Source organism: Haemophilus sp. CCUG 66565, from assembly GCF_001679495.1.
Taxonomy (GTDB): Bacteria; Pseudomonadota; Gammaproteobacteria; order Enterobacterales; family Pasteurellaceae; genus Haemophilus; species Haemophilus haemolyticus_K.
Genome location: NZ_LZOX01000016.1, coordinates 19,672 through 45,149, shown reverse-complemented (window position 1 = coordinate 45,149; position 25,478 = coordinate 19,672). Strand labels below are relative to the sequence as shown.

At 37.0% G+C, this 25,478-nt stretch carries 27 protein-coding genes; 13 read left to right on the top strand and 14 right to left on the bottom strand.

Going from position 1 to position 25,478, the window contains the following annotated elements:
- The first annotated feature begins 4 nt into the window (after nucleotides 1-4).
- Nucleotides 5-976 carry an HTH-type transcriptional regulator CysB gene (gene cysB, locus A9501_RS05710; protein ID WP_065265248.1) on the top strand — a complete coding sequence of 324 codons (972 nt, stop codon included), beginning with the start codon at nucleotides 5-7 and terminating at the stop codon, nucleotides 974-976.
- A gap of 59 nt (nucleotides 977-1,035) precedes the next feature.
- Here the strand turns inward: cysB and A9501_RS05705 are convergent, their stop codons facing one another.
- The gene (locus A9501_RS05705) at nucleotides 1,036-2,100 is read right to left on the bottom strand and encodes an MFS transporter (RefSeq protein WP_065265247.1); all 1,065 of its coding nucleotides are present in this window, start codon (nucleotides 2,098-2,100) and stop codon (nucleotides 1,036-1,038) included.
- 103 nt (nucleotides 2,101-2,203) lie between these two features.
- Nucleotides 2,204-3,148, bottom strand: a complete 945-nt coding sequence (gene prmB, locus A9501_RS05700; protein ID WP_065265246.1) for a 50S ribosomal protein L3 N(5)-glutamine methyltransferase — start codon at nucleotides 3,146-3,148, stop codon at nucleotides 2,204-2,206.
- Between the two features lie 129 nt (nucleotides 3,149-3,277).
- Here prmB and smrB point away from each other — a divergent pair, with 129 nt between their 5' ends.
- Nucleotides 3,278-3,781, top strand: coding sequence for an endonuclease SmrB (gene smrB, locus A9501_RS05695; protein ID WP_065265245.1), 504 nt, complete (start codon nucleotides 3,278-3,280; stop codon nucleotides 3,779-3,781).
- Nucleotides 3,782-3,861: 80 nt separating this feature from the next.
- On the opposite strand, the gene tpx is transcribed toward smrB, so the two are convergent.
- From tpx to serC, 3 genes are all read right to left on the bottom strand, one after another.
- Nucleotides 3,862-4,359, bottom strand: a complete 498-nt coding sequence (gene tpx / locus A9501_RS05690) for a thiol peroxidase (protein ID WP_048953743.1) — start codon at nucleotides 4,357-4,359, stop codon at nucleotides 3,862-3,864.
- Between the two features lie 8 nt (nucleotides 4,360-4,367).
- Complete coding sequence (hisC, locus tag A9501_RS05685; protein ID WP_065265244.1) at nucleotides 4,368-5,477, bottom strand: histidinol-phosphate transaminase; 1,110 nt, start codon at nucleotides 5,475-5,477, stop codon at nucleotides 4,368-4,370.
- A 65-nt stretch (nucleotides 5,478-5,542) separates the two neighbouring features.
- On the bottom strand, nucleotides 5,543-6,625 hold the full coding sequence (gene serC / locus A9501_RS05680; RefSeq protein WP_065265243.1) for a 3-phosphoserine/phosphohydroxythreonine transaminase: 1,083 nt from the start codon (nucleotides 6,623-6,625) through the stop codon (nucleotides 5,543-5,545).
- A 189-nt stretch (nucleotides 6,626-6,814) separates the two neighbouring features.
- Here serC and A9501_RS05675 point away from each other — a divergent pair, with 189 nt between their 5' ends.
- On the top strand, nucleotides 6,815-7,162 hold the full coding sequence (locus tag A9501_RS05675) for a DUF496 family protein (RefSeq protein WP_065265242.1): 348 nt from the start codon (nucleotides 6,815-6,817) through the stop codon (nucleotides 7,160-7,162).
- Between the two features lie 40 nt (nucleotides 7,163-7,202).
- Here the strand turns inward: A9501_RS05675 and A9501_RS05670 are convergent, their stop codons facing one another.
- Complete coding sequence (locus tag A9501_RS05670) at nucleotides 7,203-7,529, bottom strand: zinc ribbon domain-containing protein YjdM (protein WP_065265241.1); 327 nt, start codon at nucleotides 7,527-7,529, stop codon at nucleotides 7,203-7,205.
- Between the two features lie 114 nt (nucleotides 7,530-7,643).
- Between A9501_RS05670 and A9501_RS05665 the strand changes: the two genes are divergently transcribed.
- Nucleotides 7,644-8,201 carry a YtfJ family protein gene (locus A9501_RS05665; protein WP_083071912.1) on the top strand — a complete coding sequence of 186 codons (558 nt, stop codon included), beginning with the start codon at nucleotides 7,644-7,646 and terminating at the stop codon, nucleotides 8,199-8,201.
- A 33-nt stretch (nucleotides 8,202-8,234) separates the two neighbouring features.
- On the opposite strand, the gene rsmC is transcribed toward A9501_RS05665, so the two are convergent.
- Nucleotides 8,235-9,227 (bottom strand): 16S rRNA (guanine(1207)-N(2))-methyltransferase RsmC, encoded by a 993-nt coding sequence (gene rsmC / locus A9501_RS05660; RefSeq protein ID WP_065265240.1) that lies wholly within the window; start codon nucleotides 9,225-9,227, stop codon nucleotides 8,235-8,237.
- Nucleotides 9,228-9,321: 94 nt separating this feature from the next.
- Between rsmC and A9501_RS05655 the strand changes: the two genes are divergently transcribed.
- Genes A9501_RS05655 through rimI form a run of 3 tightly spaced genes read left to right on the top strand, consistent with a single transcriptional unit; the run spans nucleotide 9,322 to nucleotide 10,758 of the window.
- Entirely contained in the window at nucleotides 9,322-9,909 is a 588-nt protein-coding gene (locus A9501_RS05655) for a lipoprotein (RefSeq protein WP_065265239.1), read from the top strand.
- 1 nt (nucleotide 9,910) lies between these two features.
- Complete coding sequence (gene holD / locus A9501_RS05650) at nucleotides 9,911-10,315, top strand: DNA polymerase III subunit psi (protein WP_065265479.1); 405 nt, start codon at nucleotides 9,911-9,913, stop codon at nucleotides 10,313-10,315.
- A 2-nt stretch (nucleotides 10,316-10,317) separates the two neighbouring features.
- Complete coding sequence (gene rimI, locus A9501_RS05645; RefSeq protein WP_083071923.1) at nucleotides 10,318-10,758, top strand: ribosomal protein S18-alanine N-acetyltransferase; 441 nt, start codon at nucleotides 10,318-10,320, stop codon at nucleotides 10,756-10,758.
- A 45-nt stretch (nucleotides 10,759-10,803) separates the two neighbouring features.
- Here rimI and fdhE read toward each other — a convergent pair whose 3' ends face one another.
- From fdhE to fdnG, 4 genes are all read right to left on the bottom strand, one after another.
- A complete protein-coding gene (fdhE, locus tag A9501_RS05640) occupies nucleotides 10,804-11,712 on the bottom strand; it encodes a formate dehydrogenase accessory protein FdhE (protein WP_065265237.1) in 909 nt (302 codons plus the stop codon).
- Nucleotides 11,713-11,778: 66 nt separating this feature from the next.
- A complete protein-coding gene (locus A9501_RS05635; RefSeq protein WP_048953726.1) occupies nucleotides 11,779-12,495 on the bottom strand; it encodes a formate dehydrogenase subunit gamma in 717 nt (238 codons plus the stop codon).
- Nucleotides 12,488-13,426, bottom strand: a complete 939-nt coding sequence (gene fdxH / locus A9501_RS05630) for a formate dehydrogenase subunit beta (protein ID WP_048953725.1) — start codon at nucleotides 13,424-13,426, stop codon at nucleotides 12,488-12,490. The genes A9501_RS05635 and fdxH overlap by 8 nt, the downstream gene beginning before the upstream one ends.
- 1 nt (nucleotide 13,427) lies before the next feature.
- Entirely contained in the window at nucleotides 13,428-16,514 is a 3,087-nt protein-coding gene (fdnG, locus tag A9501_RS05625) for a formate dehydrogenase-N subunit alpha (RefSeq protein ID WP_140449752.1), read from the bottom strand.
- A 286-nt stretch (nucleotides 16,515-16,800) separates the two neighbouring features.
- On the opposite strand from fdnG, the gene fdhD reads away from it, so the two are divergent.
- A complete protein-coding gene (fdhD, locus tag A9501_RS05615) occupies nucleotides 16,801-17,613 on the top strand; it encodes a formate dehydrogenase accessory sulfurtransferase FdhD (RefSeq protein ID WP_065265234.1) in 813 nt (270 codons plus the stop codon).
- Between the two features lie 62 nt (nucleotides 17,614-17,675).
- On the opposite strand, the gene A9501_RS05610 is transcribed toward fdhD, so the two are convergent.
- The 3 genes from A9501_RS05610 to A9501_RS05600 form a co-directional block, all read right to left on the bottom strand.
- Complete coding sequence (locus A9501_RS05610) at nucleotides 17,676-18,713, bottom strand: ABC transporter substrate-binding protein (RefSeq protein WP_065265233.1); 1,038 nt, start codon at nucleotides 18,711-18,713, stop codon at nucleotides 17,676-17,678.
- A gap of 92 nt (nucleotides 18,714-18,805) precedes the next feature.
- A complete protein-coding gene (locus A9501_RS05605; RefSeq protein WP_065265232.1) occupies nucleotides 18,806-19,372 on the bottom strand; it encodes an aminotransferase class IV family protein in 567 nt (188 codons plus the stop codon).
- Complete coding sequence (locus A9501_RS05600) at nucleotides 19,372-20,358, bottom strand: aminodeoxychorismate synthase component I (protein WP_065265231.1); 987 nt, start codon at nucleotides 20,356-20,358, stop codon at nucleotides 19,372-19,374. The genes A9501_RS05605 and A9501_RS05600 overlap by 1 nt, the downstream gene beginning before the upstream one ends.
- Nucleotides 20,359-20,399: 41 nt before the next feature.
- On the opposite strand from A9501_RS05600, the gene A9501_RS05595 reads away from it, so the two are divergent.
- The 5 genes from A9501_RS05595 to htpG all read left to right on the top strand — a co-directional run bounded on the left by A9501_RS05595 (nucleotide 20,400) and on the right by htpG (nucleotide 25,451).
- Complete coding sequence (locus A9501_RS05595; RefSeq protein ID WP_065265230.1) at nucleotides 20,400-20,981, top strand: anthranilate synthase component II; 582 nt, start codon at nucleotides 20,400-20,402, stop codon at nucleotides 20,979-20,981.
- Nucleotides 20,982-21,061: 80 nt separating this feature from the next.
- On the top strand, nucleotides 21,062-22,216 hold the full coding sequence (metK, locus tag A9501_RS05590; RefSeq protein ID WP_065265229.1) for a methionine adenosyltransferase: 1,155 nt from the start codon (nucleotides 21,062-21,064) through the stop codon (nucleotides 22,214-22,216).
- Between the two features lie 64 nt (nucleotides 22,217-22,280).
- Complete coding sequence (locus A9501_RS05585; RefSeq protein WP_065265228.1) at nucleotides 22,281-22,796, top strand: SprT family zinc-dependent metalloprotease; 516 nt, start codon at nucleotides 22,281-22,283, stop codon at nucleotides 22,794-22,796.
- 50 nt (nucleotides 22,797-22,846) lie between these two features.
- A complete protein-coding gene (locus tag A9501_RS05580; RefSeq protein ID WP_048953715.1) occupies nucleotides 22,847-23,359 on the top strand; it encodes an OmpW family outer membrane protein in 513 nt (170 codons plus the stop codon).
- A gap of 211 nt (nucleotides 23,360-23,570) precedes the next feature.
- Nucleotides 23,571-25,451, top strand: a complete 1,881-nt coding sequence (gene htpG, locus A9501_RS05575; RefSeq protein ID WP_065265227.1) for a molecular chaperone HtpG — start codon at nucleotides 23,571-23,573, stop codon at nucleotides 25,449-25,451.
- The last annotated feature ends 27 nt before the right edge of the window (nucleotides 25,452-25,478 follow it).

Below are 25,478 nucleotides of genomic sequence, written 5' to 3'. Positions count from 1 at the left end.
TTTTATGAAAATGCAGCAACTGCGCTATATTGTTGAGATTGTAAATCAACATTTGAGTGTCACAGAAGCCGCGAATGCGCTTTATACCTCTCAGCCCGGTATAAGTAAGCAAGTGCGTCTGTTAGAGGATGAACTTGGACTTGAGATTTTTGAGCGAAATGGCAAACATATTAAGGCAGTAACACCTGCTGGTAAGAAAATTGTTGCGATTGCGCGTGAATTATTAGTGAAAGCACAGGGGATTCGTGCGGTAGCAGATGAATATACGCAACCTAACCATGGGGTACTACGTATTGCGACAACGAATACGCAGGCTCGTTATATGCTACCTGCAGTTGTTGAACGTTTTTCTAAACAATATCCAGATGTGAGTTTACATATTCATCAAGGTTCACCAACACAAATTCACGATGCGTTAATGTCCGGTGAAGTGGATCTGGCGATTACAACTGAAGCCCCACATTTGTATGATGATTTAATTCAATTACCTTGTTATTGGTGGAACCGTTCCGTCATTGTAAAACCAGATCACCCTTTAGTTAATGCAGAAAAACTAACGATTGAAGCACTAGGAAAATATCCTCTTGTTACTTACACCTTTGGTTTTACAGGCGTATCCGATCTAGATTATGCTTTTAATAGCGCAGGAATATTGCCTAATATTGTATTCACCGCTACTGATGCGGATGTCATTAAGACTTATGTGCGCTTAGGATTAGGTGTGGGTATTATGGCATCAATGGCGCATACTGAGCTTGACAAGGATCTTGTTGCAATTGATGCGAGTCATTTATTCCGTGCCAGTATGACAAATATTGCTTTTAAACATAGTACGTTTTTACGTAATTATATGTATGATTTTATGGAATATTTTTCGCCACACTTAACGCGTCCTGTTGTTGAAAAGGCGGAACATTTGCGTGATAACAATGCCGTGAAGCGATTATTTGAAGGCATTGAATTAGAAGTGAAATAATTTTATTTATATGGTGTAAAGTGCGGTTGAAATTTAATAAGAATTTCAACCGCACTCTTTTATACTAAAAATAGAACTGGAACAAGGTTCATCACACCAACTGTCGCGATGGAAAGCAATAATCTTGATGCGCCAAAAATAAAACCACGATTAGTGCCATTATCAAATTTTACTAATAAGTTTGCCATCGCTGTGAGGGCATACACTTCAATGACGGTAAAAATGACAAGATAGGTATAGGCTGAAAATACAGAAAGATAACGTAAGGTGATAAACCAAGGTACGATAATTCCAATAGCCAATATAGGGGCAACCCATGCGGCTTGTTTGATTGTTAAATTAATTTTTCGGGAAAAATAGCTTTGTAATAGTACGGTAAGTAAGCCATTGCCAAATAATGCTATCGGCGAATGTTCAGGCATGCCAAGTTTATTGTTAAATAAAAATGGGAAAATGACAAAGAAAGAGCTCGCAATGGCAAGAGGTAAAAAGAGCATTAAATGCACCATAAGAAATTCTTTTGTAATAATTTCTTTAATTTGAGTAAAACGAAATTTCACCAACGTTTGTAAGGTTTGAATTTGATAGAAAGGCTTCACCATTAAGGTGAATAATATGGCTTCCATTGAAAAACAGACCCAAATGAGCAAGTCGATATGTTCGTATTTAATAAATGGAATGACTAAAAGCGGCGCAAACATGGATGACATGGAGGTCACTTTTAGATATTTCCCTTGCAAGCGCGTTTTTTCTTTGTATTCATCCCCAGCCAGCACAAGCAAACACGCTTTGGCATTGGTTCCAAATAAGCAACTGCCTAAACCAAAACAAGTGGTCGCAATAAGAAGTAATAAATAATTATCTGCTGCGAGAAAGAAAATATAAGCGATTACATCTAAAAAACAGCCGAGCAACATCATTTTGGCTAAACCATAACGATCGCCCCAAATACCAGCAAGAATGGAAAGGGCTTGGTTTGAGAAAAAGAGTAGTGATAAGGAAAAGGCGATTTCGCTGTTGCTCAATCCTTTACTTTGTAGATAAATCAGAAATACCGTTTGCACAGAAAAAAATGCAAGGGTGGAAAAGAAACGCCGAGTAAGTAAAAGTTTTTGTAAATTCATAGAGTCAAATGATAAAAAAGAAAAGCACGCGTTGAATAACGCGCGCCATAAGTTTTATAAGTGCGGTTGAAATTGATATTAAAATTTCACCACACTTGAAAGATTAAAATAGATCGTGATATTTCACTAAATCTTTACGCTGAATAGCAAATACGCCTAGTCCGCCATTTTTAAGTTCTACCCATTCAAATGGTACATCTGGATATTGCTCAATTAAGCTTACCATGCTATTGCCCACTTCACACACCAATACGCCATTTTCGGTTAAGTAATCTGGCGCTTGTTTTAAAATTTGTTTGGTAATGTTTAAGCCATCATGGCCAGAACCTAAGGCTAACTCTGGTTCAAAATGGAATTCTTCCGGCATATCGGCAAGATCTTCTTCATCCACATAAGGTGGATTGGTCACGATAAGATCGTATTTTTGACCCAAAATATTTTCAAATAAGTTTGATTGAATCGGGTATACGCGATGTTCTAATTGATGACGTGAAATATTGATCTCCGCGACATTAAGTGCATCAACTGATAAATCTACCGCATCTACTTCCGCATTCGGGAAAGCATAAGCACAAGCAATGGCAATACAACCGCTACCTGTGCATAGATCGAGAATATGATTCGGCTCTTGTGAAATTAAATCTTCAAAGCGATCTTGAATTAACGCACTAATTGGAGAACGTGGAATAATGGTTCGTTCATCTACATAAAATTCGTGACCGCAGAACCAAGCGCTATTTGTTAAATATGCCACTGGTACACGTTGTTCGATTCGGGTTAATACAAGTTGAACTAGGGTTTCTTTTTCAGATGGGGTTAATCGACTGTTAAATAATTCGGTAGGTAAATCAATGGGTAAATGTAAGCCACTTAAAACGAGTTGCAGGCTTTCATCCCAAGGATTATCGTGCCCTTGCCCGAAGTAAATATCAGATCGATTGAGAATGCTATACGTCCAACGCAGAAAATCTTGGATGGTTTGCAGTTCGTTTGCAACATTATCTTCCAAGATAGTTGCAACTAATTCTTGGTTATGTGAGGTTTCCATCGCATTTCTCCATAAAAGTGAGTAGAAAAGTTAGCATAAAATTCGGTATGAAAATTTGGCGTAGTTATACCACAGATGAGAATGTAGAACTATGATATGATACGCAAAATTTGAAATTAATGAGAAAAAATGCAAGACGAATTTGATTTATTCCGAGCGGAAACCAAAGGTATTAAGCCAATTAAACAAGATACTTTTGTTGCCCCCCGCCAAAAACGTGATCAGAAAAAAATAGAATTGAAAGAATTACGAGCGAAAGAAGATACATTGTTCTATTTTTCTGATGAATATGAACCGTTACTGAATGAGCATGATGGTGTTGTGAAATATTTACGTGATGGGGAAGATTCCCATTTATTAAAACAACTTCGTCGTGGAGATTTTTCACCAGAATTGTTTTTAGATTTACACGGTTTAACCCGTGAACAAGCTAAGCAAGAATTAGCCGCACTTTTACTAGCTTGTGAAAATGAGCATGTTGATTGTGCCAGTATCATGACGGGCTATGGCACCTTTACATTGAAAAAACAAATTCCAAGTTGGCTAGTACAACATCCCAAAGTGCGGGCATTACATCAAGCGCCAAGAGAATGGGGCGGTGAGGCGGCAATTTTGATTTTAGTGGATGTGTAAAATATTAAGAAAATTGACCGCACTTTTATCATATCCCCTAGTTTTTGCAAATAGGGGATATTTTAATTAGCTAATGTAAGTTATAGCACAGCCAAAGCCGCATCATAATTCGGCTCATTTTTAATTTCAGAGACTAATTCGCTGTGTATGACATTATTATTTTCATCAAGAATAATGACTGCACGCGCAGTTAATCCTGCAATTGGACCTGTAGTGATATTAACGCCTAACGTATCATGTACGGATTTATGGCGGAAGGTTGATAATGTTTGTACATTTTCAATTCCTTCGGCACCGCAAAAGCGTGCTTGTGCAAAAGGGAGATCCGCTGAAATACAGAGTACGACAGTATTTTCTAATGTGGCTGCTCTTTGATTAAATACTCGTACAGACGTTGCACATACACCAGTATCAATACTTGGGAAAATATTAAGGACTTTACGTTTACCAGAAAAATCCCCTAAGCTTACATCAGCTAGATCTTTATTTGTAAAGTGTACATTTTCTACTTTTTCGCCTTTTTGTGGGAAATGGCCTTTTACTTCAATGGGATTACCCATCATTGTTACTTTTGTCATAAAAGCTCCTATTTTATGAGAGGGAGATGTAGCACCTTAGAAAGTGCGGTGAAAAATCGATCATTTTCTTCTGGTAAACCAATACTTATACGAAGATGATTTGGCATTCCATAGCCTGCTATTGGACGAACAATCACACCTTCATGCAATAAGGCATCATAAATTGGTGCGGCAGGTTGTTTAAAATTAATCGTAATAAAATTTCCTTTTGAAGGAATATATTCTAAGTTGTGCTTTTGGCAGAATGTTTCATAGCGAATCATTTCTGAGCGGTTATTTTCCGCCACTTTTTCAACAAAATGATCATCATTCATCACGGCAACTGCTGCCGTTAATGCTAATGCATTACAGTTAAAAGGTTGACGAACACGATTTAATAAATCGGCAATTTCGGGATTAGATACTGCGTAACCGATACGTAATCCTGCCAATCCGTAAGCTTTAGAAAGTGAGCGAGAAACAATAAGATTAGGGTATTTTTTTAAAAGACTAAAAGAATCTATGCGCTCTTCTTTTTGGGTAAATTCTGTGTAAGCCTCATCTAACACAACAATGACAGTTTCAGGAATCTGCGCTAAAAAAGCATCGATTTCTTGCTCAGTTAAAAAGTTACCTGTTGGATTGTTTGGATTCGCAATATAAATAAGCTTCGTTTTATCAGAAAGAGCGGCTAAAAATCCGTTTAAATCATGTCCCCAATTTTTAGCAGGAATTTCTTTTGCTACTGCATTAATTGCTTTAGTGACTAGTGGATACACAATAAAGGCATATTGTGAATAAATGACTTCATCATGTTCACTAGCAAAAGTATGGGCAAAGAGTTCCAATAAATCATTTGATCCGTTTCCAAGTGTAATTTGGTTAGGTTGAACACCAAATTTTTGAGCAATAGTTTGTTTGAGTTCAAAACCATTGGCATCGGGATAACGTGTGAGTTGATTTAGTTGTGCATTTATAGCGCGTTTAGCACTTTCGGGAAAGTCAAATGGATTTTCATTTGAGGCGAGTTTAATAATATTTGAAATGCCGAGCTCACGTTCGAGTTCTTCTATTGGCTTTCCTGCTTGGTAAGGTGAAAGGAATTTAACCCCTTGATTGGCGATGTTAATGTACTGCATTGTTTTTATACGTTTTTTTATTCATATTGTGGATATTATAGAAAAAGGCGTTAAGCCTGTTCTGATTAGCTATTTTCTGCTTCAAATTTTTTCATAAATTTAATCAGCGCTTCTACCCCTTCTAATGGCATGGCGTTGTAAATAGATGCACGCATTCCTCCAAGGACTTTGTGTCCTTTTAATGCTTGTAAGCCTGCTGCCGTTGATTCAGCTACAAATTTTGCATCGAGTTCAGCATTACCAGTGATAAAAGTCACATTCATAGTTGAGCGATTTTCTTTTGCAATAACATTTCTATATAGTTTGCTTGAATCAATGTAATTATAAAGCGTTTGCGCTTTTAATGTATTGCGTTTAGCAATAATGTCTAAGCCACCTATTGATTGAATATGTTTAAATACTAGAGAACATAGATACCATGCAAAGGTTGGTGGCGTATTTATCATTGAATCGGCATCACGCTGTACCGCATAGTTCCAAATAGAGGGCGTGTCTTTGCGGGCATGACCAATTAAATCGTCACGAATAATGACTAATGTAATCCCTGCTGGGCCAAGATTTTTTTGTGCACCGGCATAAATCACTCCAAATTTGCTGATATCAATTTGGCGAGAGAGGATATTTGATGACATATCTGCAACTAATACGGCATCTCCCACTTTAGGAATATCAAAAATTTCAACTCCGCTAATAGTTTCATTCGGACAATAGTGAACATAGTCATATTGTTCCGCAATATCACTAAAATCGAGTTGAGCAATACGCGTTTTGTCTCCGTTTTCTACAATTGTAATTTCATCAATTTCTCCGAAATTACGCGCTTCTTTTGCTGCTGTGGCAGACCAATGCCCACTATTTAAATAAAGTGCTTTCCCTTTTTTCCCAATTAAATTCATTGGGATTGCAGCAAATTGACCACGCGCACCACCTTGTAAGAAAAGGACACGGTAGTTATCAGGAATATGATAAATATTACGCAAATCTTTTTCAGCTTGAGTGATAAGCTCCATAAAGTATTTGCCACGATGACTGACTTCCATGACAGATACCCCTTGATCAAGCCAATTTGTGAGCTCACTTTGTGCTTTATGAAGAACTTCTGGGAAAATCATTGCAGGACCTGCACTAAAATTAAAGACTTGTGACATTGTGTTTCCTTATTTTTATGAATGATATTGGTCTCTTTTTATCACTACAAAAGCGGATAATCAACGCTTTTTAAATAAATCCATCAATTTGGGGGAATGTTGTTAAAAGTTATTGGTAAGGTTTTGACGAATAGATGAAAAAAAGCTAAATTAGTGAAGTTCACTTTGTCTATTTAAAAGAGAGTAATTATGGAAAATGTAAATAAGCAATCTTTCCAGGATGTGTTGGAGTATGTCCGAATGTATCGTTTAAAGAATAAGATTAAACGTGATATGGAAGACAACAACCGTAAAATTCGTGATAACCAAAAACGAGTATTATTGTTAGATAATTTGAATCAATATATTCGTGACGATATGAGCATTGAAGAAGTGCGCGGAATTATTGAAAGTATGCGAGATGATTATGAAGGACGAGTGGATGATTACACTATTCGTAATGCAGAGCTTTCAAAGCAGCGTCGAGAAACAAGTGCTAAGATGAAAGAGCAGAAAAAAGCACATGCTGAATTGATGAAATCAGGTGGAATTGCCTAAATGATAAACCGATTCTGAATAAGAATCGGTTTATTTTTTATTAAGCTTTTTTCAAAAACTCAGATTTAAGCATAATTTTGCCGCAATCTACGTTGTGATCACCATTAACTAGGCGAATATTTTTGAATTTTGTTCCTTTTTTCAATACTTCTGATGAGCCTTTTAATTTTAGATCTTTAATGAGTAGCACATCATCACCATCGGCAAGTAAATTACCATTACTATCTTTGACGATGAGTTGATCATCATCAGTTTCAATTTGTTCATTACTATTCCATTCATTACCACAATCAGGGCATACAAAATTAACCGTGTCGTGATAAACATATTCACTTTGGCATTTTGGACAAGCAGGCATTTGATCCATTGGGTTTTCCTTCTTGGTTAGCATATAATAGGCGCGCGAGTATAGCAAAAAATGTCAAGTTCGCCAAAATAAACTAAGGTGGGCTTTTTTTCGATAAAGTTTTGGAGAAATTACGTGAAAAAAAAATTTTTAGTGCTGGGATTGGGGTTAGCGATGTTGAGCAGTTCTACGTTTGCACATAATTTACAAATAGATCAATTATTACCTGCTGTGAAAGTATCTGATTATGGGGAAATTGTGTTAAATGGAAAGGATATTGCATTCCAATCTTGGACATCTTCTACGCTACCTGGAAAAGTGAGAATCGTGCATCATTTAGCGGGAAGAACTTCAGCAAAAGAGAAAAATCAAGCAATGATTGATGCAATTAAGGCGTCACATTTTAATCCTGCAAAATATCAAACAACAACAATTATTAATGCTGATGATGCTATTGTTGGTACAGGAATGTTTGTGAAAAGTAGTGCGGAAAAAGGCAAGGTAGAGAATCCACATAGCCAAGTCGTGTTAGATGATAAAAGTGCGGTAAAAAATGCATGGGCTTTAAATGCCAAAGAAAGTGCGATTATCGTATTAGATAAAAATGGTAAAGTAAAATTTGTAAAGGAAGGCCAGTTGTCTGCCTCTGATATTCAGACAGTGCTTTCATTAGTAAGAGAATTTACTCATTAATGATAAAGGCGGAAAAATCCGCCTTTATTGTAGTTAATTTCTAACTGAATACACTTTAAATTTTCCTGTTTGAGCAACAACTTCGTAATCACCGAAATGTTGTCTAAGTAATTCGGGATAAGGCAAGAATGCATTGGCGACAATGCGTAATTCTCCACCTTGATTGAGATGCCATTTTGATTGCGTGATGAGTTCTGTCACTGCTCGATAGGCGGTATCAATACCATCATGGAATGGAGGATTCGAAATAATCAAATCAAATTTTCCTTCTATATCAGAAAAGACATCACTGGCGTAAACCTCTCCTTGTAATTGATTTTCAGAAAGAGTTTTACGCGCTGATTCTAATGCCATCGCATGAATATCAGTCATGGTAATTTGTGCGTTAGGCGCGCGTTTTTTGATCATAGATCCAATTACTCCCGCCCCACAGCCAAGATCGAGCACTTTTCCTTTTATTTTATTATCAATGGTTGAAAGTAATAGTTCCGTGCCCGTATCTAATTCTGCTGCACTAAATACCCCAGGTAAACTATATATAGTTAAGTCTTCAAGTGTTGAATGTTGATAGGCTTTCCAGAAATTTTTAAGTTCAAAGCGCGGTTTGTTTTGTAGTGAAAAATGATATAAACCGCAACGGCGAGCAGAGTCAATTTTCGCTATTTCACCATAAGGTTCTAATGTTTTTTCTACTGAACGCACGCCACAACGGTTTTCTCCAATAATTAATATTTCTTGGCCAATAGGTGCTTGAGCTAATAGTTGAAGCAGTTGGAAATTGACTTCCTGTTTGTTTTTAGTCCAATAATAAACGATTAAATCAGCTTGACCTTGAAATTCAACGGAAAAATTGACCGCACTTTGCGTTCTTGCATAGTCAAAATAGCAACTCCAAATTTGGATTGATTGGCATTTAGAGGTTAATGTTTGAGGAAAATTATCAGAAATACCTCCAGCAAATAATACTGATTTACCATCAAAAAATGAAAGATGTCGTTCTAAAACTTGGCTCTCTAGAGAAATCACGCTTTGAATCCTGTGGGTTATTAGTTAAAATTACGCGCTATTTTAGCAAAATTATTAATAAAAATTGATTAAAACTATTTTAGGAAAATCCTTTATGAAAAAAATTCTCTCTGCAGCCTTAATGGCGACGTTACTATCTGGATGTCAAGTTCTCGATCTTGTTCAAGGTACGCCTCAAAAGGCATCTAAAGTATCAAAGCCGATATTAACTCCTGCTCAAACTGAAGTATTACAAAAGTTAGATGCGCAGTTTCAGCGTATTTCAGCTAAAGGTATCGAAATTGAATTCAATGGCGAGAAATATGTGAAACAAACACAAGCGGTAAAAGGTGACGATCCTCGTTTTGTGAGTCTAGCATTAAGTAAAAATAGTGAGTCACGTAAAGCCGTGTTAAGTGATACATTCTATTTAACTGATGTTTCTCATGAGAAAGCTATTACGGAACGTTATTTTGCAAAAAATAAAGAAACCTGTCAGTTACAGGCTGTGAAATCAGATATTCATGATTATTATGCTTGTGCCAGTGATAAATTTAAACGTTATGTTGCTTTAGTGCATAAAGATAAAAATATTATTGCTTATCGTAGTTATACCTCATATCAAGTAGAACCTACACAGGCTGAAGAACGTGCGATTATTAAGGCATTAGTCGATTATCCATTTGATAGTATTGCTCGTTAATATGAATAGACGCGATCTTCTTTTACAAGAAATGGGCATTTCCCAGTGGACGTTATATCGTCCAGAGGTGCTACAAGGTTCGGTAGGAATTAGTGTTGCTGAGAATATCCGCTTTATCACTGTTTCTGATAAAAATATAAGTGGCTCGCCTTTGTTGGCTGATGTGCTACTCAGCCTTGATCTTAAAAAAGAAGATTGCTTATGTTTGAATTACGATCAAATCCAGCATATCGAATGTAAGCAGCCTATTCGTTATTGGTTATTATCAGAAAATAGCGACCAAATTGACCGCACTTTATCATTTTGTATGCAGGCTGAGCGCGTTTATCGTTCGCCAAGTTGGCAACAATTTCAATTTAATCACCAAGCCAAACGAGAGTTATGGCAACAAATTCAGCAGCCTTAATTATGTCTATTATTTCCCAAATTGAAGCCAGTGATTTCGACCGATTGTATGAAATCGAGCAGCAAGCACATCTGGTTCCTTGGTCATTTGGTACATTAAAAAATAATCAAGGGGATCGTTATCTCAATTTAAAATTAATTGAGAATAATCAGATTATCGGTTTTGCTATTTGCCAAACAGTATTGGATGAAGCGACGTTGTTTAATATTGCTATTGTACCGTCTCATCAAGGTAATGGATTGGGGAAATTATTGTTGAATGAGTTAATCGCTCAGTTGAAAGAAAAAGGTGTACAGACCTTATGGCTAGAAGTCAGAGAGTCTAATCCAGCTCGTTTCTTGTATGAAAAAATTGGTTTTAATGAAGCCGATATTCGAAAAAATTATTATCCAAACCCCAGTGGTGGACGAGAAAATGCCGTAGTAATGGCCTGTTATTTATAGATACAAATGATATAGCCTAGAATGTTTATCCTAGGCTATATTTTTTTATGCTTCTTCTGCAGGAAAAACAAAGGGATTTAATCCACTGCGTGCGAGACCTTTTTCTTCCATTTCAATATCTAAGAAAATAGAAGCCAAATCGTCGGCTACTGGCTCTACATGAGGATCTTTTTCTTGGAACATGATTTTCAAGTAACTTTCACAGCTACCACAAGTTTCAGCACGAACAAGTGCAAGTTCTTCATCTAATGACCACATTTCAAGTTTGTCATGACTATTACAGTTGGTGCATTGTGCGCGTACTAAATTCCATTCACTTTCACATAAATTACAATGTAAGTAGCGTAAACCTTGTGATGTACCAATTTGTACAATACTCGCGACAGGTAATGAGCCACAAACTGGGCAGTGATGGAGATTTTCAGTATTTTCCAGTTGGCTATTATGTGGAATTTGTTGAGTGAGTTGTAACCAATAGAGGGACAGGGCTGCCCAAATGAAAACAGACTTATCGCTACTTACTAAGTTAAATTTTTGAGTAAGAAGTTTAGTTGCCATATCTTCTAATTCTGAAGATGATGCTTTTTCAAGCTGTTCAATGGTTGCTAATACTTGTTCATTAGCTTTAGGTTTTATTTCGTGAATAATTTCTGTGAGATATTCTCTCCAAATATTATTTCGTTGAAAAGTTTTTGCATTTAAGGGCTCAATTTCATTTAACTGTTTAAATGGATGAGCAGGTAAAGGATTTTTTTCTAATGTAGAAAGTTGGCTTTCTACAATATCTGCAGCAAAATTTAAGTAATCGCTTAGTGGATGATCTTTCGCTAAATCACGCAGACGTTTTGCACGACGCTGGTAAAGGTTTTTAGGATTCGCAAATAAAACAGGTGGAACATCATAAGCGTTCTTTTTTTGTTTAATTTCATCCTCTGAAAGAATTTTAATACTCATAAGATACTCTTGATTGTCACTAATAAAAAGTGCGGTTATTTAACCGCACTTTTTCATACTAGGGGGTTATTTTCCAAAGCCTTTAAATAATACTTTGGTTTTCCCACCTTTGTCATTTTTTTCGTTAATAAGGTCATTCTCTAGTGCTTCTAACACCTCTTCACGATACCATTTTGGATGGTGTTTTTTCGCCCAGCGAACAGTTACCCATCCTTCAACAATACCACGAATAGAGCCCTTGATCCAAAATGCCATATACATATGTACTAGGATGCCAGTGAATAGCATGAAAGCACTTAATGAGTGAAGCAAAATTGCAATACGCAATACTGGAATTGAGAAGTAATGTGAGAAGTATTGGCGCCACATAATGATGCCTGTTACTAATAATGTCACCATAGCTAAATTTAATGTCCAAAATAACATTTTTTGGCCAAAGTTATATTTACCATTATCAGCTACAGCATGCTCGTTACCTTTTAATACTTCTAATATGCCTTTTGCCCAGCGAATATCATTTTTTTCTGGAATATTGTGATCCCAGTATAATAAAGCTAAGTAAATAAAAGCAAAGAACATTAATATCCCCGTGAACGGGTGAACTGCACGTGCAATTTGTGGTGTTCCCAAAATTTCTGTTAACCACGCAAAATCTGGGAAGAAAAAGGCAACCCCAGTGAACATTGTCATAAAAAAGCAAATTACCAACATCCAGTGGCTGATACGCGCAGGCGTTCTATGGCGGATAACGCGAGTATCGTTGCTAATTTCAATTTTACTCATGGTTTTCCCCCTTAGTTGATTTTTCTTCTTCAAATTCGTGGTGATGATCTTCCACATCTTCTTCTACATTTGGACCAACAGTTAAGTAGTGTGCGATTTCTGCAAGGGCTAAACCACCCATTGCCACTGCCGCAACTGGTTTTAACACATCTTTCCATAAAGTAACGCTTGGATCAATGCTTGGGTTTTTAGGAAGACCTGAATAAAGTTCAGGTTTATCCGCATGATGTAATACATACATTACATGCGTACCACCAACACCTTCAGGATCGTAAAGTCCCGCATTTTCATAACCACGTGCTTTTAATTCAGCAATGCGTTGTTCTGCGTATACTTTCATTTCTTCCTTAGAACCGAAACGAATTGCACCAGTTGGACAGGTTTTCACGCAAGCAGGCTCTTGACCTACAGATACGCGATCCACGCAAAGGGTACATTTGTATACTCGATTATCTTCAGGATTCATTCGAGGAATATTGAATGGACATCCTGCGATACAATAGCCACAACCAATACATTTATCAGATTGGAAATCTACAATACCATTGGCGTATTGGATGATTGCGCCTGGTGATGGACAAGCTTTCAAACAGCCTGGTTCAGCACAGTGCATACAACCATCTTTACGAATTAACCATTCTAAACGATCGTTTTCTTCTACTTCGTTAAAACGCATTACTGTCCATGCTTTTGCATTGAGATCAACAGGGTTATCATAGATCCCTACACATTGAGCATTGACATCAGAGCGGATATCATTCCACTCTGAACAGCCTACCTGACAAGCTTTACAGCCAATACAGGTAGTAACATCGATTAATTTTGCGACTTCAACTTTATGATCTCGCGCGTGTGGTGCAGGTGTTAAGCCTGAAGTTGCGGAGATTTTAATAACGTCTTGCGTTTGAACGCCTTGAGCAGTTCCTGCCATATTATGCCTCCCCAACTTTTTCAATATTCACCAAGAATGTTTTATATTCTGGTGTTTGCGTGTTTGCCTCGCCCCAAGATGGTGTTAAGGTATTAGTAGCAAATCCACGATTACCTTTACCATTTAAGGCTTTCATATTCCAGTGAATTGGAAGACCTACATGGTGTACGGTACGTCCATCAATTTCTAGATCTTTAAGACGTTTTGTAACCACGGCAACAGCTTTAATATAGCCACGACGAGAAGTAATTTTTACCATATCGCCTTTTTGGATGCCTTTTTCTGCCGCTAATTTTTCACCGATTTCCACAAATTGTTGTGGTTGTGCGATGATATTTAATGCAGATTGTGCTGTCCAACTATGGAAGTGTTCCGTTAATCGGTAAGTTGTTGCCACGAATGGGAACTCTTTATTTGAACCGATAAATTCTTTATCTTCAGGATAAATACGTACTGTAGGATCACTTACCACTGCAGCGTGCAATGGGTTAGTATCTATTGGGCTTTCAACTGGCTCGTAGTGTTCAGGCATTGGACCATTTGCAATTTTATCAACTGCAAATAAACGACCTACACCTTCCGCAGACATAATAAATGGTCCTGTATCAGAACCTGGTGGTTGTGTACCATAGTCTGCTACATCATGCCAGTTCCAGTTTTTACCATTCCATTTGATTAATTGGCGGTTTTTATCCCAAGGATTACCATTGATATCTAATGATGCACGGCTATAAAGTACACGACGGTTTGCAGGCCATGCAAAGCCCCAACCAATGGTGCAACCTAGACCTGATGGGTCTGAATTATCACGATTTGCGGTTTGGTTACCTTTTTCAGTCCATTGACCAACGTACAACCAGTTACCTGATGTTGTTGTACCATCATCACGTAAATGTGCAAATCCATTGAGTAATTGGCCTTTTTTGTACATCAAGTTACCGTTTGGATCATAAAGATCTTCAAGCGCATAACCATTTAATTCTTTGGCTAATTCTACCGCACTTGGTGAGTGTGGTTGAGCATAGTCCCAAGTCATTGCTTCAAAGGATTCAATACCGCGACCACCTTCTTTTTGATAAAGATGATGCATTTCTTCACGAATCATAGAAAGAATTTCAACATCTGGTAATGCTTCACCTGGCTGATCGCAACCTTTCCAGTGCCATTGCGCCCAACGTCCTGAGTTTACAATTGAACCATCTTCTTCTGCGAAACAGGTTGTTGGTAGGCGGAAGACTTCAGTTTGAATTTCTGAAGAATTCACGTTGTTTGATTCACCAAAGTTTTTCCAGAATTCAGAGGATTCAGTTTGAAGCGGATCCATCACGATTAAGAATTTTAACTTACTCATTCCTGCAACAGTTTTGTTTTTGTTCGGTAATGAGTTTAATACGTTAAAGCCTTGTAAAATCCAACCGTGTAATTTGCCGTCATTCATCAATTTAACGTGAGTAATCGGGTCATATAAGCGATCTGCTTTTGGTAAGAAATCAAAACCCCAACCATTTTCTTTAGTTGCTTTATCACCATAGAAGGTTTTCATCATACTAACAAAGAATTTTGAAGTATGACGATAATAGTTCACTTGGTTTGGAACAATATCTTTTGGTGTAATCGCGTTAATGTATTGCTCATAAGAGGTATCTTTATCGTTTGGTAAACGCATGTAACCTGGTAAAGACATTGGCAATAGGCCCATATCTGTTGTACCTTGCACATTGGAGTGACCACGTAATGCATTAATACCACCACCAGGCATACCCATATTACCTAAAAGTAATTGGATCATCGCCATTGAGCGAATGTTTTGTGTACCGATTGAATGCTCAGTAAAACCTAACGCATATAGATGCGTCATCGTTTTATTTGGGGCAGAGGTTTTACCAATTTCTTCACAGATTTGTAGGAAGAGTTTTTGTTTTACACCCGTGATACGTTCAACCATTTCAGGGGTATAACGTGAAACATGATCTTTTAAGATATTAATGACACAACGAGGGTGTTGTAATGTCATATCACGTTTAGCCTGTCCGTTCTCATCAAACTGATAGTTCCATTTAGATTTATCGTAGTTACGTTTTTCTTCGTTATAACCTACAAATAAACCATCTTCAAATTTGAAACCTTCGTCAACTAAGAATGAAGCATTAGTATAGTGTTTAACGTATTCATGTTGAATTTGGTTTGTTTCCAATAAGTAACGGATGACACCCATTAAAAATGCGATATCTGAACCAGAACGAATTGGCGCATGTAAATCTGCAACAGAGGCTGTACGGTTAAAGCGTGGATCGATGACAATAAGTTTCGCACCGTTTTTCTTCGCTTCAATTGCCCAACGGAAGCCAACAGGGTGAGCTTCAGCAGGGTTACCGCCTTGAACAATGATAAGGTTGGCATTTTTAATATCAACCCAGTTATTTGTCATCGCACCGCGACCAAATGATGGAGCAAGACTTGCTACCGTTGGTCCGTGTCAAGTATTCGCTTGGTTACACATCGGTACCATACCCAACATCCGCACCCATTTATGAGTTAGTAGTGCGGCTTCGTTGCTTATGGCTGATGCAGTCATAATACCTGTAGTTGTCCAACGGTTCACGGTTTTGCCACTTGCATCTTTTTCAACAAAGTTAGCATCACGGTCATCCTTCATTAAACGGGCAATACGCTTAATAGCATCTTGCCAAGAAATTCGTTCCCATTTATCAGAACCAGGTGCACGATATTGAGGATATAAAGAACGGCTTTCACTATTTACATAGTCTAATGCACCAGCACCTTTAGGGCAAAGTGCACCACGACTTACTGGATGATCTGGATCACCTTCAAGGTGAAATAATTTAGAACGAGTATTTGTGCTGGTGTGGCCACTTAATGTATCAGCAGGTTTTCCAGTGCTATATAACAACATACCGCAGCTTACGGCACAATATGTACAGGTGTTACGAGATTCGAATGCGCGTAATAATTTATATTCACGCGGTGCAGCCAATGCACTTGTAGGCGCAAAGCCCAACATTGCGGCTGAAGTTCCCGCCATACCACCTGCACAGACCTTAAAGAATTTTCTTCTTGAGATCTGCATAATCACTCCTTTACATTAACAGTGAGCGTTAATGTGTTTTAGATTTTTAGATAGTAAAAAATTCGCTTAGATAATTTGATTGATTTCGATAAAATAGCCTTATCGAAAGGTCACATAAAAAGGCGATAGCAAAAAACACCAATTTAAGTGGGCCTAAGGATAACGATTTTTTAACCATAAATCTATAATCAAATTACATTAGATTGCTAAAAATAAGTGATCTAGATCATAAAAATGAAACAAATTTAACAAAATTATTACATGTATGTAATGGATATAACAAGAAATGAACTGGCTTTTACGACACTCAATCTATTTGTTTAGAACAAATAAAAAAGAAGAAAAAATTACCGCACTTTTAACCGAGAAAGAGGATGATCTTGCTGTTGAAATCCCCGTTTCTCTTGTTTATAACGGTATTTCTCATGCCGTGATGATGTGCTCACCAAAGAATTTAGAAGATTTTGCATTGGGTTTTTCTCTAACAGAGGGAATTATTGATAAACCTTCGGATATTTATGGTATTGACGTGATAGAAGCTTGTAATGGTATAGAAGTTCAAATTGAACTTTCTAGTCGAAAATTTATGACATTAAAAGAACATCGTCGAAACCTGACTGGGAGAACTGGCTGTGGTATTTGTGGTACAGAGCAGCTTAATCAAGTTTATAAACACTTCCCAAAATTAGAGCAAACCTTTCAGCTTGATATTAATCGGTTAGATAGTTGCTTAACTACATTACAAATTCATCAACAACTTGCTCAACAAACAGGAGCGACACACGCTTGTGCTTTTTTTGATTTACAAGGCAATATGCTTGCAATTCGTGAGGATGTAGGGCGACATGTTGCACTAGATAAGCTACTTGGTTGGTGTGCAAAAACTGATAAACCTCAGGGATTTATTTTAGCCTCTAGTCGCGCGAGTTATGAAATGGTTCAAAAAACAATAGCTTGCGGTATAGAGATGTTAGTGACAATTTCTGCGGCTACAGATTTGGCGGTGAAAATGGCGAATGAGCATAATTTAACCCTAATTGGGTTTGCGAGAGAAGGGCGGGGGAATGTGTACTGTGGTAAAGAGCGGTTGAAATTTTAGTGAATATAAAACAGGAAATAGGGTAATGTGCCTCTTCTATTTCCTGTTTTGTTTAGGGATATTTAACCTCTTTCTTTAATGTCTGATACCCATTGTTGAATCAAGCGTTTACCTTCTTTATCAGATCCAAATTTTATAAAATTCATATCTATAAGCTTAAGTTTGTCTGCGGGTGTAAAGCCTGGTGCTGGTTGGGCATAAATATTGGTCGGTAACTGATAAGAATCGCCAAATCGCCAAGGAATTTCTTGAGCTTCTTTGCTTAACACGAAATCAATAAATAATTTTGCATTATCTAAATTACGCGCCCCTTTAATAATGCTTGCAGCCCCTAATGCGTATCCAACACCTTCACAAGGTAAAACACCTTCAACGGGTGCGCCTTTATTCTTTTCTTTAGCATAATTGAGCATGAAACCTATATCAATTGCGACATCACCCGTTGCCAAATAACTAGTTGCGAGCCCACTTTTTGTATATTGGGAAACATTGTGATCCAAGGCTTTTAAGTAATCATTCGTTTTCTCTTCACCCCATAGAGAAATGAGCGTGCTTAATAACGAATAACCGGTTCCTGAAACACGTGGGTCTGCGTATTGAATTTCATTTTTGAATTCAGGTTTGGTTAAATCGGCGAAACATTTTGGTGGTGTAATCCCCAATGAGGCTAGTTTTTTAGTGTTAATGCCAATTCCCATTTCCATTAGGTAAATAACAGATGTGAAATCACCGCGCTGAGCCATTAAGGATTTGAATTTGGGCATAATCTGTTTTTGTATTGGGGAGCGGTATTTTTCAAGCAAGTTCAACTCGGCTGCTTGTAAATGCGGTTCAATAGTGCCCCCATACCAAACATCTGCTTGAGGATTTTCTTTTTCAGACTTGATTTTACCTAAAATGGTCCCTGTGCTATTACGAATGAACTGTGTTTCTATTTGATATTTTTGAGCAAATGCTTTTGTCACTTGTTCACAAGTTGTATTTTGAACACTGCAATAGACGGTAAGTTTACCTGCAGCTTGAGCGGTAGAGGTAGCACTTAGTACAGCTAGTCCAAGAAGTGAAGTGAGTTTTAATGATGTTTGGAGAGGTTGTGCCATATTTTTCCTTATGATTATAGTGTCATGTTAAGCCAAGTCGCTAGGCAATATAAAATTTTAAAAAAATTTTGTAAAGAGAGGTAATACCCGTTTTAGAGCGTATTCATTGCATTAATGATTTTAATTTCATCAAAATTGACAATATCTTCTTGGAATATTGTGCGCTCTTGAATTTTCCCCTCTTGTAATAATTTTTCTCGTTGTGTGCCTAAAAGCAATGGCGAGTCTGGTGTGTACCATTTTTTCCCTTGGCGGAAAATTAAATTACCAATGGAACAATCTGTCACTTTTCCATTTTTGATAATAATAATTTCATCACAAGAGCCTCGTTGATCAAACAATTTATTAATTAAACTGCGATCAGAATATTTCAAGCTATATTCGATATTGTCACAAATTACAGGTTGGAAAGTACGGTAAATTTTTCGATAGTATTCAAAATATTGAATTTGTGTGGTTTCGGCATTGTAATCAATGCGGCAGCGAACTAATTGATTTTGTAAGAGGGCTGGCAGTTGAATGAGTGAAAAAAGATTAAAAATTTTTACCGCACTTTTGCCATAATATTCATGCAAACTACGTTCATATCGTGCTTGGTGTAAATCGATATTTTGAATTTTCCCGTTTTCAATACAAAGGGTTTCAAATAGAGGATACATTAATGAGCCCCTTCAATCGGTAAATAGACTTTTTCTAACAATTCTTCATATTCATCTTGCACATTGCTATGAATGGTAATTCCACCTCCACTATGAAAATAAAATTTTTCATCTATTTGAGAAATAAATCGAATTGCTACCGCACTTTGTAGTGTTTCACCATCAAATATGCCAAAAATTCCTGTGTAATAACCGCGTTTTTGTTTTTCTGCTTGTTGAATAATTTGTGTGGTTTTTTCTTTTGGGGCGCCACTAATAGAACCAGCCGGCAAGAGTTTCGCTAAAATATCCCCAATTTGATTTTGCCAGTTTTCATTCAATTTTCCGTAAATTTCAGAACTGGTTTGCAGTATTTCGCCTTTTTGTGTTTTGATGCGATCGATATAACGAAATTTTTTCACCTGAATGTTTTCTGCCACCATGGATAAATCATTACGCATTAAATCAACAATTGTGTGATGCTCGCGTTGTTCTTTTTCATTTGTGAGTAACTGATTTTCTGCATCGGGCAGAGACGCATTAATTGTCCCTTTCATGGGATAAGTAAAAATGCGGTTGTCATGAATATTGATAAAACATTCTGGTGAGAAGCAAACAAATTGGTCTTGTAACCACAATTTATAAGGTGCATTTGTTTGATGAAAAATCTGTTCAAGTGACAGATTACCTGAAATTTCAGTGGGGCAGGTGAGATTCAATAAATAAGAATTGCCTTTCTGCAATTCACTTTGAACAAGTTTAAAACCTTGTTGATAACGCGAGAAGAGCATTGGATGTTTGGTAAAATTAAGAGGGAGAGGTTGTGGAGAAACCGTGCTATTTCTTTTCCCTAAAATATCAAAATAAATGCCTTGTTGTGCAGAATTTTCGAGTGGACAAATCAATGGTTTTTCTTTTTCAAAATCAATGAGAAAGAAAAATGGCGTACGTTGTTTGCCATAATGATTAGCCTGTTCAATAAAATGTTGCATTGTGCTTTGTGCCATTTTGCGTAAAATTGCCCGATTATAACGAATGCCGAGCGGTTATGAAATTACTCATCATTAATAATCACGATTCTTTTACTTTTAACTTGGTAGATTTAATTCGAAAATTAAATGTGCCTTATGATGTTTTAAACGTGGAAGATTTAAAGGAAAGTACAGCAGAAAAATATAGTCATATATTGATTTCACCAGGGCCTGATGTGCCACGAGCTTATCCACAACTTTTTTCTATGTTGGAAAAATATTATCAGCAGAAATCTATTTTAGGTGTATGTTTAGGGCATCAAACCTTATGTGAATTTTTTGGTGGTACATTGTATAACTTAGAGAAAGTCCGTCATGGCCAAAAACGAATTTTAAAAGTGCGGTCAAATTCTCCATTATTTTTTAGCCTTCCAAGCGAATTTAATATCGGGCTATATCATTCTTGGGGCGTACAGGAAGACGATTTTCCTTGCAGCCTAGAAATCACAGCATTTTGTGATGAAGGCGTGGTAATGGCTATGCAGCATAAATCTTTACCAATTTATGGGGTTCAGTTTCATCCTGAATCTTATATGTCAGACTTTGGTGAGCAAATTTTGCGTAATTGGTTGACTATTCCTACGACGATAAATCAATAATAGCGCTTGCTTATTAAGCTAAAATACGTATTATAGACGTCTATACGTCAATACATCTAAATTTAAAAAAGAGAGAAAATATGTCTAGCTATTTATTTACATCTGAATCTGTATCTGAAGGGCATCCAGATAAAATTGCCGATCAAATTTCTGATGCGGTACTTGATGAAATCCTAAAACAAGATCCAAAAGCACGAGTAGCTTGTGAGACCTACGTAAAAACTGGTATGGCATTGGTGGGTGGTGAAATTACCACATCAGCATGGGTCGATATTGAGAATTTAACGCGTAAAGTGATTTGTGATATTGGTTATGAGCATTCTGAAATGGGTTTTGATGGCCATTCTTGTGCAGTGCTTAATGCGATTGGTAAACAATCTGCAGATATTAATCAAGGCGTTGATCGTGAAAATCCATTAGATCAAGGCGCAGGCGACCAAGGTATTATGTTTGGTTATGCCACCAATGAAACGGATGTATTAATGCCAGCAGCTATTACTTATGCACATCGCTTAATGGAAAAACAAGCTGAAGTGCGTAAAAGCGGTAAATTAGCATGGTTACGCCCAGATGCGAAAAGCCAAGTAACGTTAAAATATGAAGATAATAAAATTGTTGGTGTGGATGCGGTTGTGCTTTCTACTCAACATTCTGAAGAAGTTAGCCAAAAAGATTTACATGAAGGTGTGATGGAAGATATTATCAAACCTGTATTACCAAGTGAATGGCTTTCTAAAGAAACAAAATTCTTCATCAACCCTACTGGTCGTTTTGTTATCGGTGGGCCAATGGGCGATTGTGGTTTAACTGGTCGTAAAATTATCGTAGATACTTACGGTGGTGCTGCTCGTCATGGTGGTGGCGCATTCTCAGGAAAAGATCCATCTAAAGTTGACCGTTCAGCAGCTTATGCTGCACGCTATGTCGCAAAAAATATTGTGGCAGCAGGTTTGGCAGATCGTTGTGAAATCCAACTTTCTTATGCGATTGGTGTGGCAGATCCAACATCTATCATGGTAGAAACCTTTGGAACTGGAAAAGTTGCGAATGAATTATTAGTGTCATTAGTTCGTGAATTCTTTGATTTACGTCCTTATGGCTTGATTAAAATGTTAGATTTAATTCAACCAATCTATCGTGAAACAGCAGCTTATGGTCATTTCGGTCGTGAGCAATTCCCTTGGGAAAAAGTGGATCGTGCAGCAGAATTACGTGTTGCAGCAGGATTAAAATAATCTTATTTTTTAATTTAGTAAATTATATAAAAGCCGCTTATCTAGCGGTTTTTTCTTTTCAATCATGACATCAATAGAGCAAATTCCATTTCGTCATTTAAAAATGCAAGTGCAACGTAAATTGAATCAGTCTTTGCAGCTTGCAGAGGCTTATTTTAAGCGAAAATTTACAATGCCTGAGGTAAATTATGAGTTACGTGGAATAAAGGCAGGCGTGGCTTACCTACAAAAAAATGAAATAAAATTTAACCACACTTTGTTATTAGAAAATGCAGATGAATTTATTCGACAAGTCGTGCCACATGAGCTTGCGCATTTGATTGTGTATCAAATGTTTGGTCGTGTAAAACCTCATGGTCGGGAATGGCAGATTGTAATGAATGAAATTTTTAAGCTTCCTGCGGATACTTGTCATCAATTTGATATAAAAAATGTGCGAGGTAAAACCTTTGAATATCGTTGTGCGTGCCAACCACATTTTCTAAGTATTCGCCGTCATACTAGAATAGTAAGAGAAAAGATTGAATATTTATGTAGAAAATGTAAGGGAAAATTAGTTTTTGTCGATGAAATAGAATAATTTTTGTGATATATTTTTCCAGTTTATTCAATAAATAAAGGAGTTATCCAATGAAAAAATCTTTATTAGCCGTTATTGTTGGGGCATTTGCCTTTGCTTCTGCTGCAAATGCGAATATCTATGCTGAAGGCGATATCGGTTTATCTCAAACTCAAGCAAACGGTAGCAATAATACTCGAGTTGAACCTCGTGTAGCGGTTGGTTATAAATTAGGAAATACACGTGTCGCAGGTGATTATACTCATCACGGAAAAGTTGATGGTGCGAAAATTCACGGTTTAGGTGCATCAGTATTATATGATTTTGACACGAATTCTAAAGTTGAACCTTATGTAGGCGCTCGTGTTGCAGCTAACCAATTCAAATATGATAATCGAGCTAACCAAGTATATAAAAGTTCTTCTGAAACTAAAATTGGCTATGGTGTTGTAGCGGGTGCTAAATATAAATTAGATGGTAACTGGTATGCAAATGGCGGTGTTGAATACAATCGTCTAGGTAGTTTTGATAATACTAAAGTTAATAACTATGGTGCAAAAGTTGGTGTGGGTTACGGATTCTAATTTTTAGAGTACCCAAATCTCCTTAAGAAAACACTTTTGGTTTAACGGTGATTGCTTATGGTGATCACCGTTATTCATTTCTAGATATTTTAGGAAAATGTTTGAATAAAATACGGTGAAAATTCACCGCACTTTGGTTTTCCCCTTGAAATCTTTCTTTTTATTCTTATATCTGTGACGTTCAATTTTTATCTTTATGAAGGAAAAAATTATGTCACAAAATCAAGAAACTCGCGGCTTTCAATCTGAAGTCAAACAACTCCTCCAATTAATGATTCATTCTTTGTATTCCAACAAAGAAATTTTCTTACGTGAATTAATTTCTAATGCCTCTGATGCTGCAGATAAATTACGCTTTAAAGCACTTTCCAACCCTGCTTTATATGAAGGTGATGGTGACTTGCGTGTGCGTGTTAGCTTTGATGCGGATAAAGGCACTATTACAATTAGCGATAACGGCATTGGTATGACTCGCGAGCAAGTCATCGATCATTTAGGTACGATTGCAAAATCAGGAACAAAAGAATTTTTAACCGCACTTGGCCAGGATCAAGCAAAAAATAGCCAACTTATTGGGCAGTTTGGTGTGGGTTTTTATTCAGCTTTTATTGTGGCAGATAAAGTGACTGTAAAAACTAGAGCAGCTGGCGAAGAGGCGGATAAAGCTGTACTTTGGGAATCTGCGGGTGAAGGCGAATATTCTGTGGCGGATATTGAGAAAAAATCCCGTGGCACTGATGTGATTTTACATTTACGCGAAGATGAAAAAGAATTTTTAAATGAATGGCGTTTACGTGAAATTATCGGTAAATATTCTGACCATATTGGCTTGCCAGTAGAAATGCTAACGAAAGAATATGATGATGAAGGCAAAGAGTGCGGTGAAAAATGGGAGAAAATTAATAAATCCGATGCACTTTGGACGCGTTCTAAAAATGATGTCTCCGATGAGGAATATAAAGAGTTTTACAAACATTTAAGCCATGATTTTGCTGATCCTGTGACTTGGGCGCATAACAAAGTGGAAGGAAATCAAGCATATACTAGTTTGCTTTATGTGCCAGCGAAAGCACCTTGGGATTTATTTAATCGCGAACATAAACACGGCTTAAAACTTTATGTTCAACGTGTATTTATTATGGATGATGCTGAGCAATTTATGCCGAATTATCTACGTTTTATGCGTGGTTTAATCGATAGCAATGACTTGCCATTAAATGTATCTCGTGAAATTTTACAAGATAACAAAATTACTGCTGCATTACGCAAAGCATTAACTAAGCGTTCATTACAAATGCTAGAAAAATTAGCAAAAGATGATGCAGAAAAATATCTTCAATTCTGGAAAGAGTTTGGTTTAGTCTTGAAAGAAGGCCCTGCAGAAGATTTTGCTAACAAAGAAACTGTCGCGAAGTTATTGCGTTTTGCTTCAACACATAATGATAGCAGCGAGCAAACTGTCTCTTTAGAAGATTACATTTCTCGTATGAAAGAGGGGCAAAAAGCTATCTATTACATTACAGCGGATAGTTATGTTGCAGCGAAAAATAGCCCACACTTGGAATTATTCAATAAAAAAGGCATTGAGGTTTTATTGCTTTCCGACCGCATTGATGAATGGATGTTAAGCTATTTAACTGAATTCGATGGTAAACCATTACAAAGTATCACAAAAGCAGATTTGGATTTAGGCGATTTAGCTGATAAAGAATCTGAAACGCAAAAACAACAAGATGAAGCCTTTGGTAGTTTTATTGAGCGTGTGAAAAATTTACTTGGTGAACGAGTGAAAACGGTGCGTTTAACCCACAATTTAACAGATACACCAGCGGTGGTTTCGACAGATAACGATCAAATGACGACCCAAATGGCGAAATTGTTCGCAGCCGCAGGGCAACCTGTACCTGACGTAAAATACACTTTTGAACTTAATCCAGAACACCACTTAGTGAAAAAAGTAGCTGATATTGCAGATGAAACAGAATTTGCTGATTGGGTGGAATTATTACTTGAACAAGCTATGCTAGCAGAGCGTGGCTCTTTGGAAAACCCAGCTGCATTTATTAAACGCATAAATAAGTTGTTAGGTTAATTCATTTGAGATGAAGTAGTATAAGGG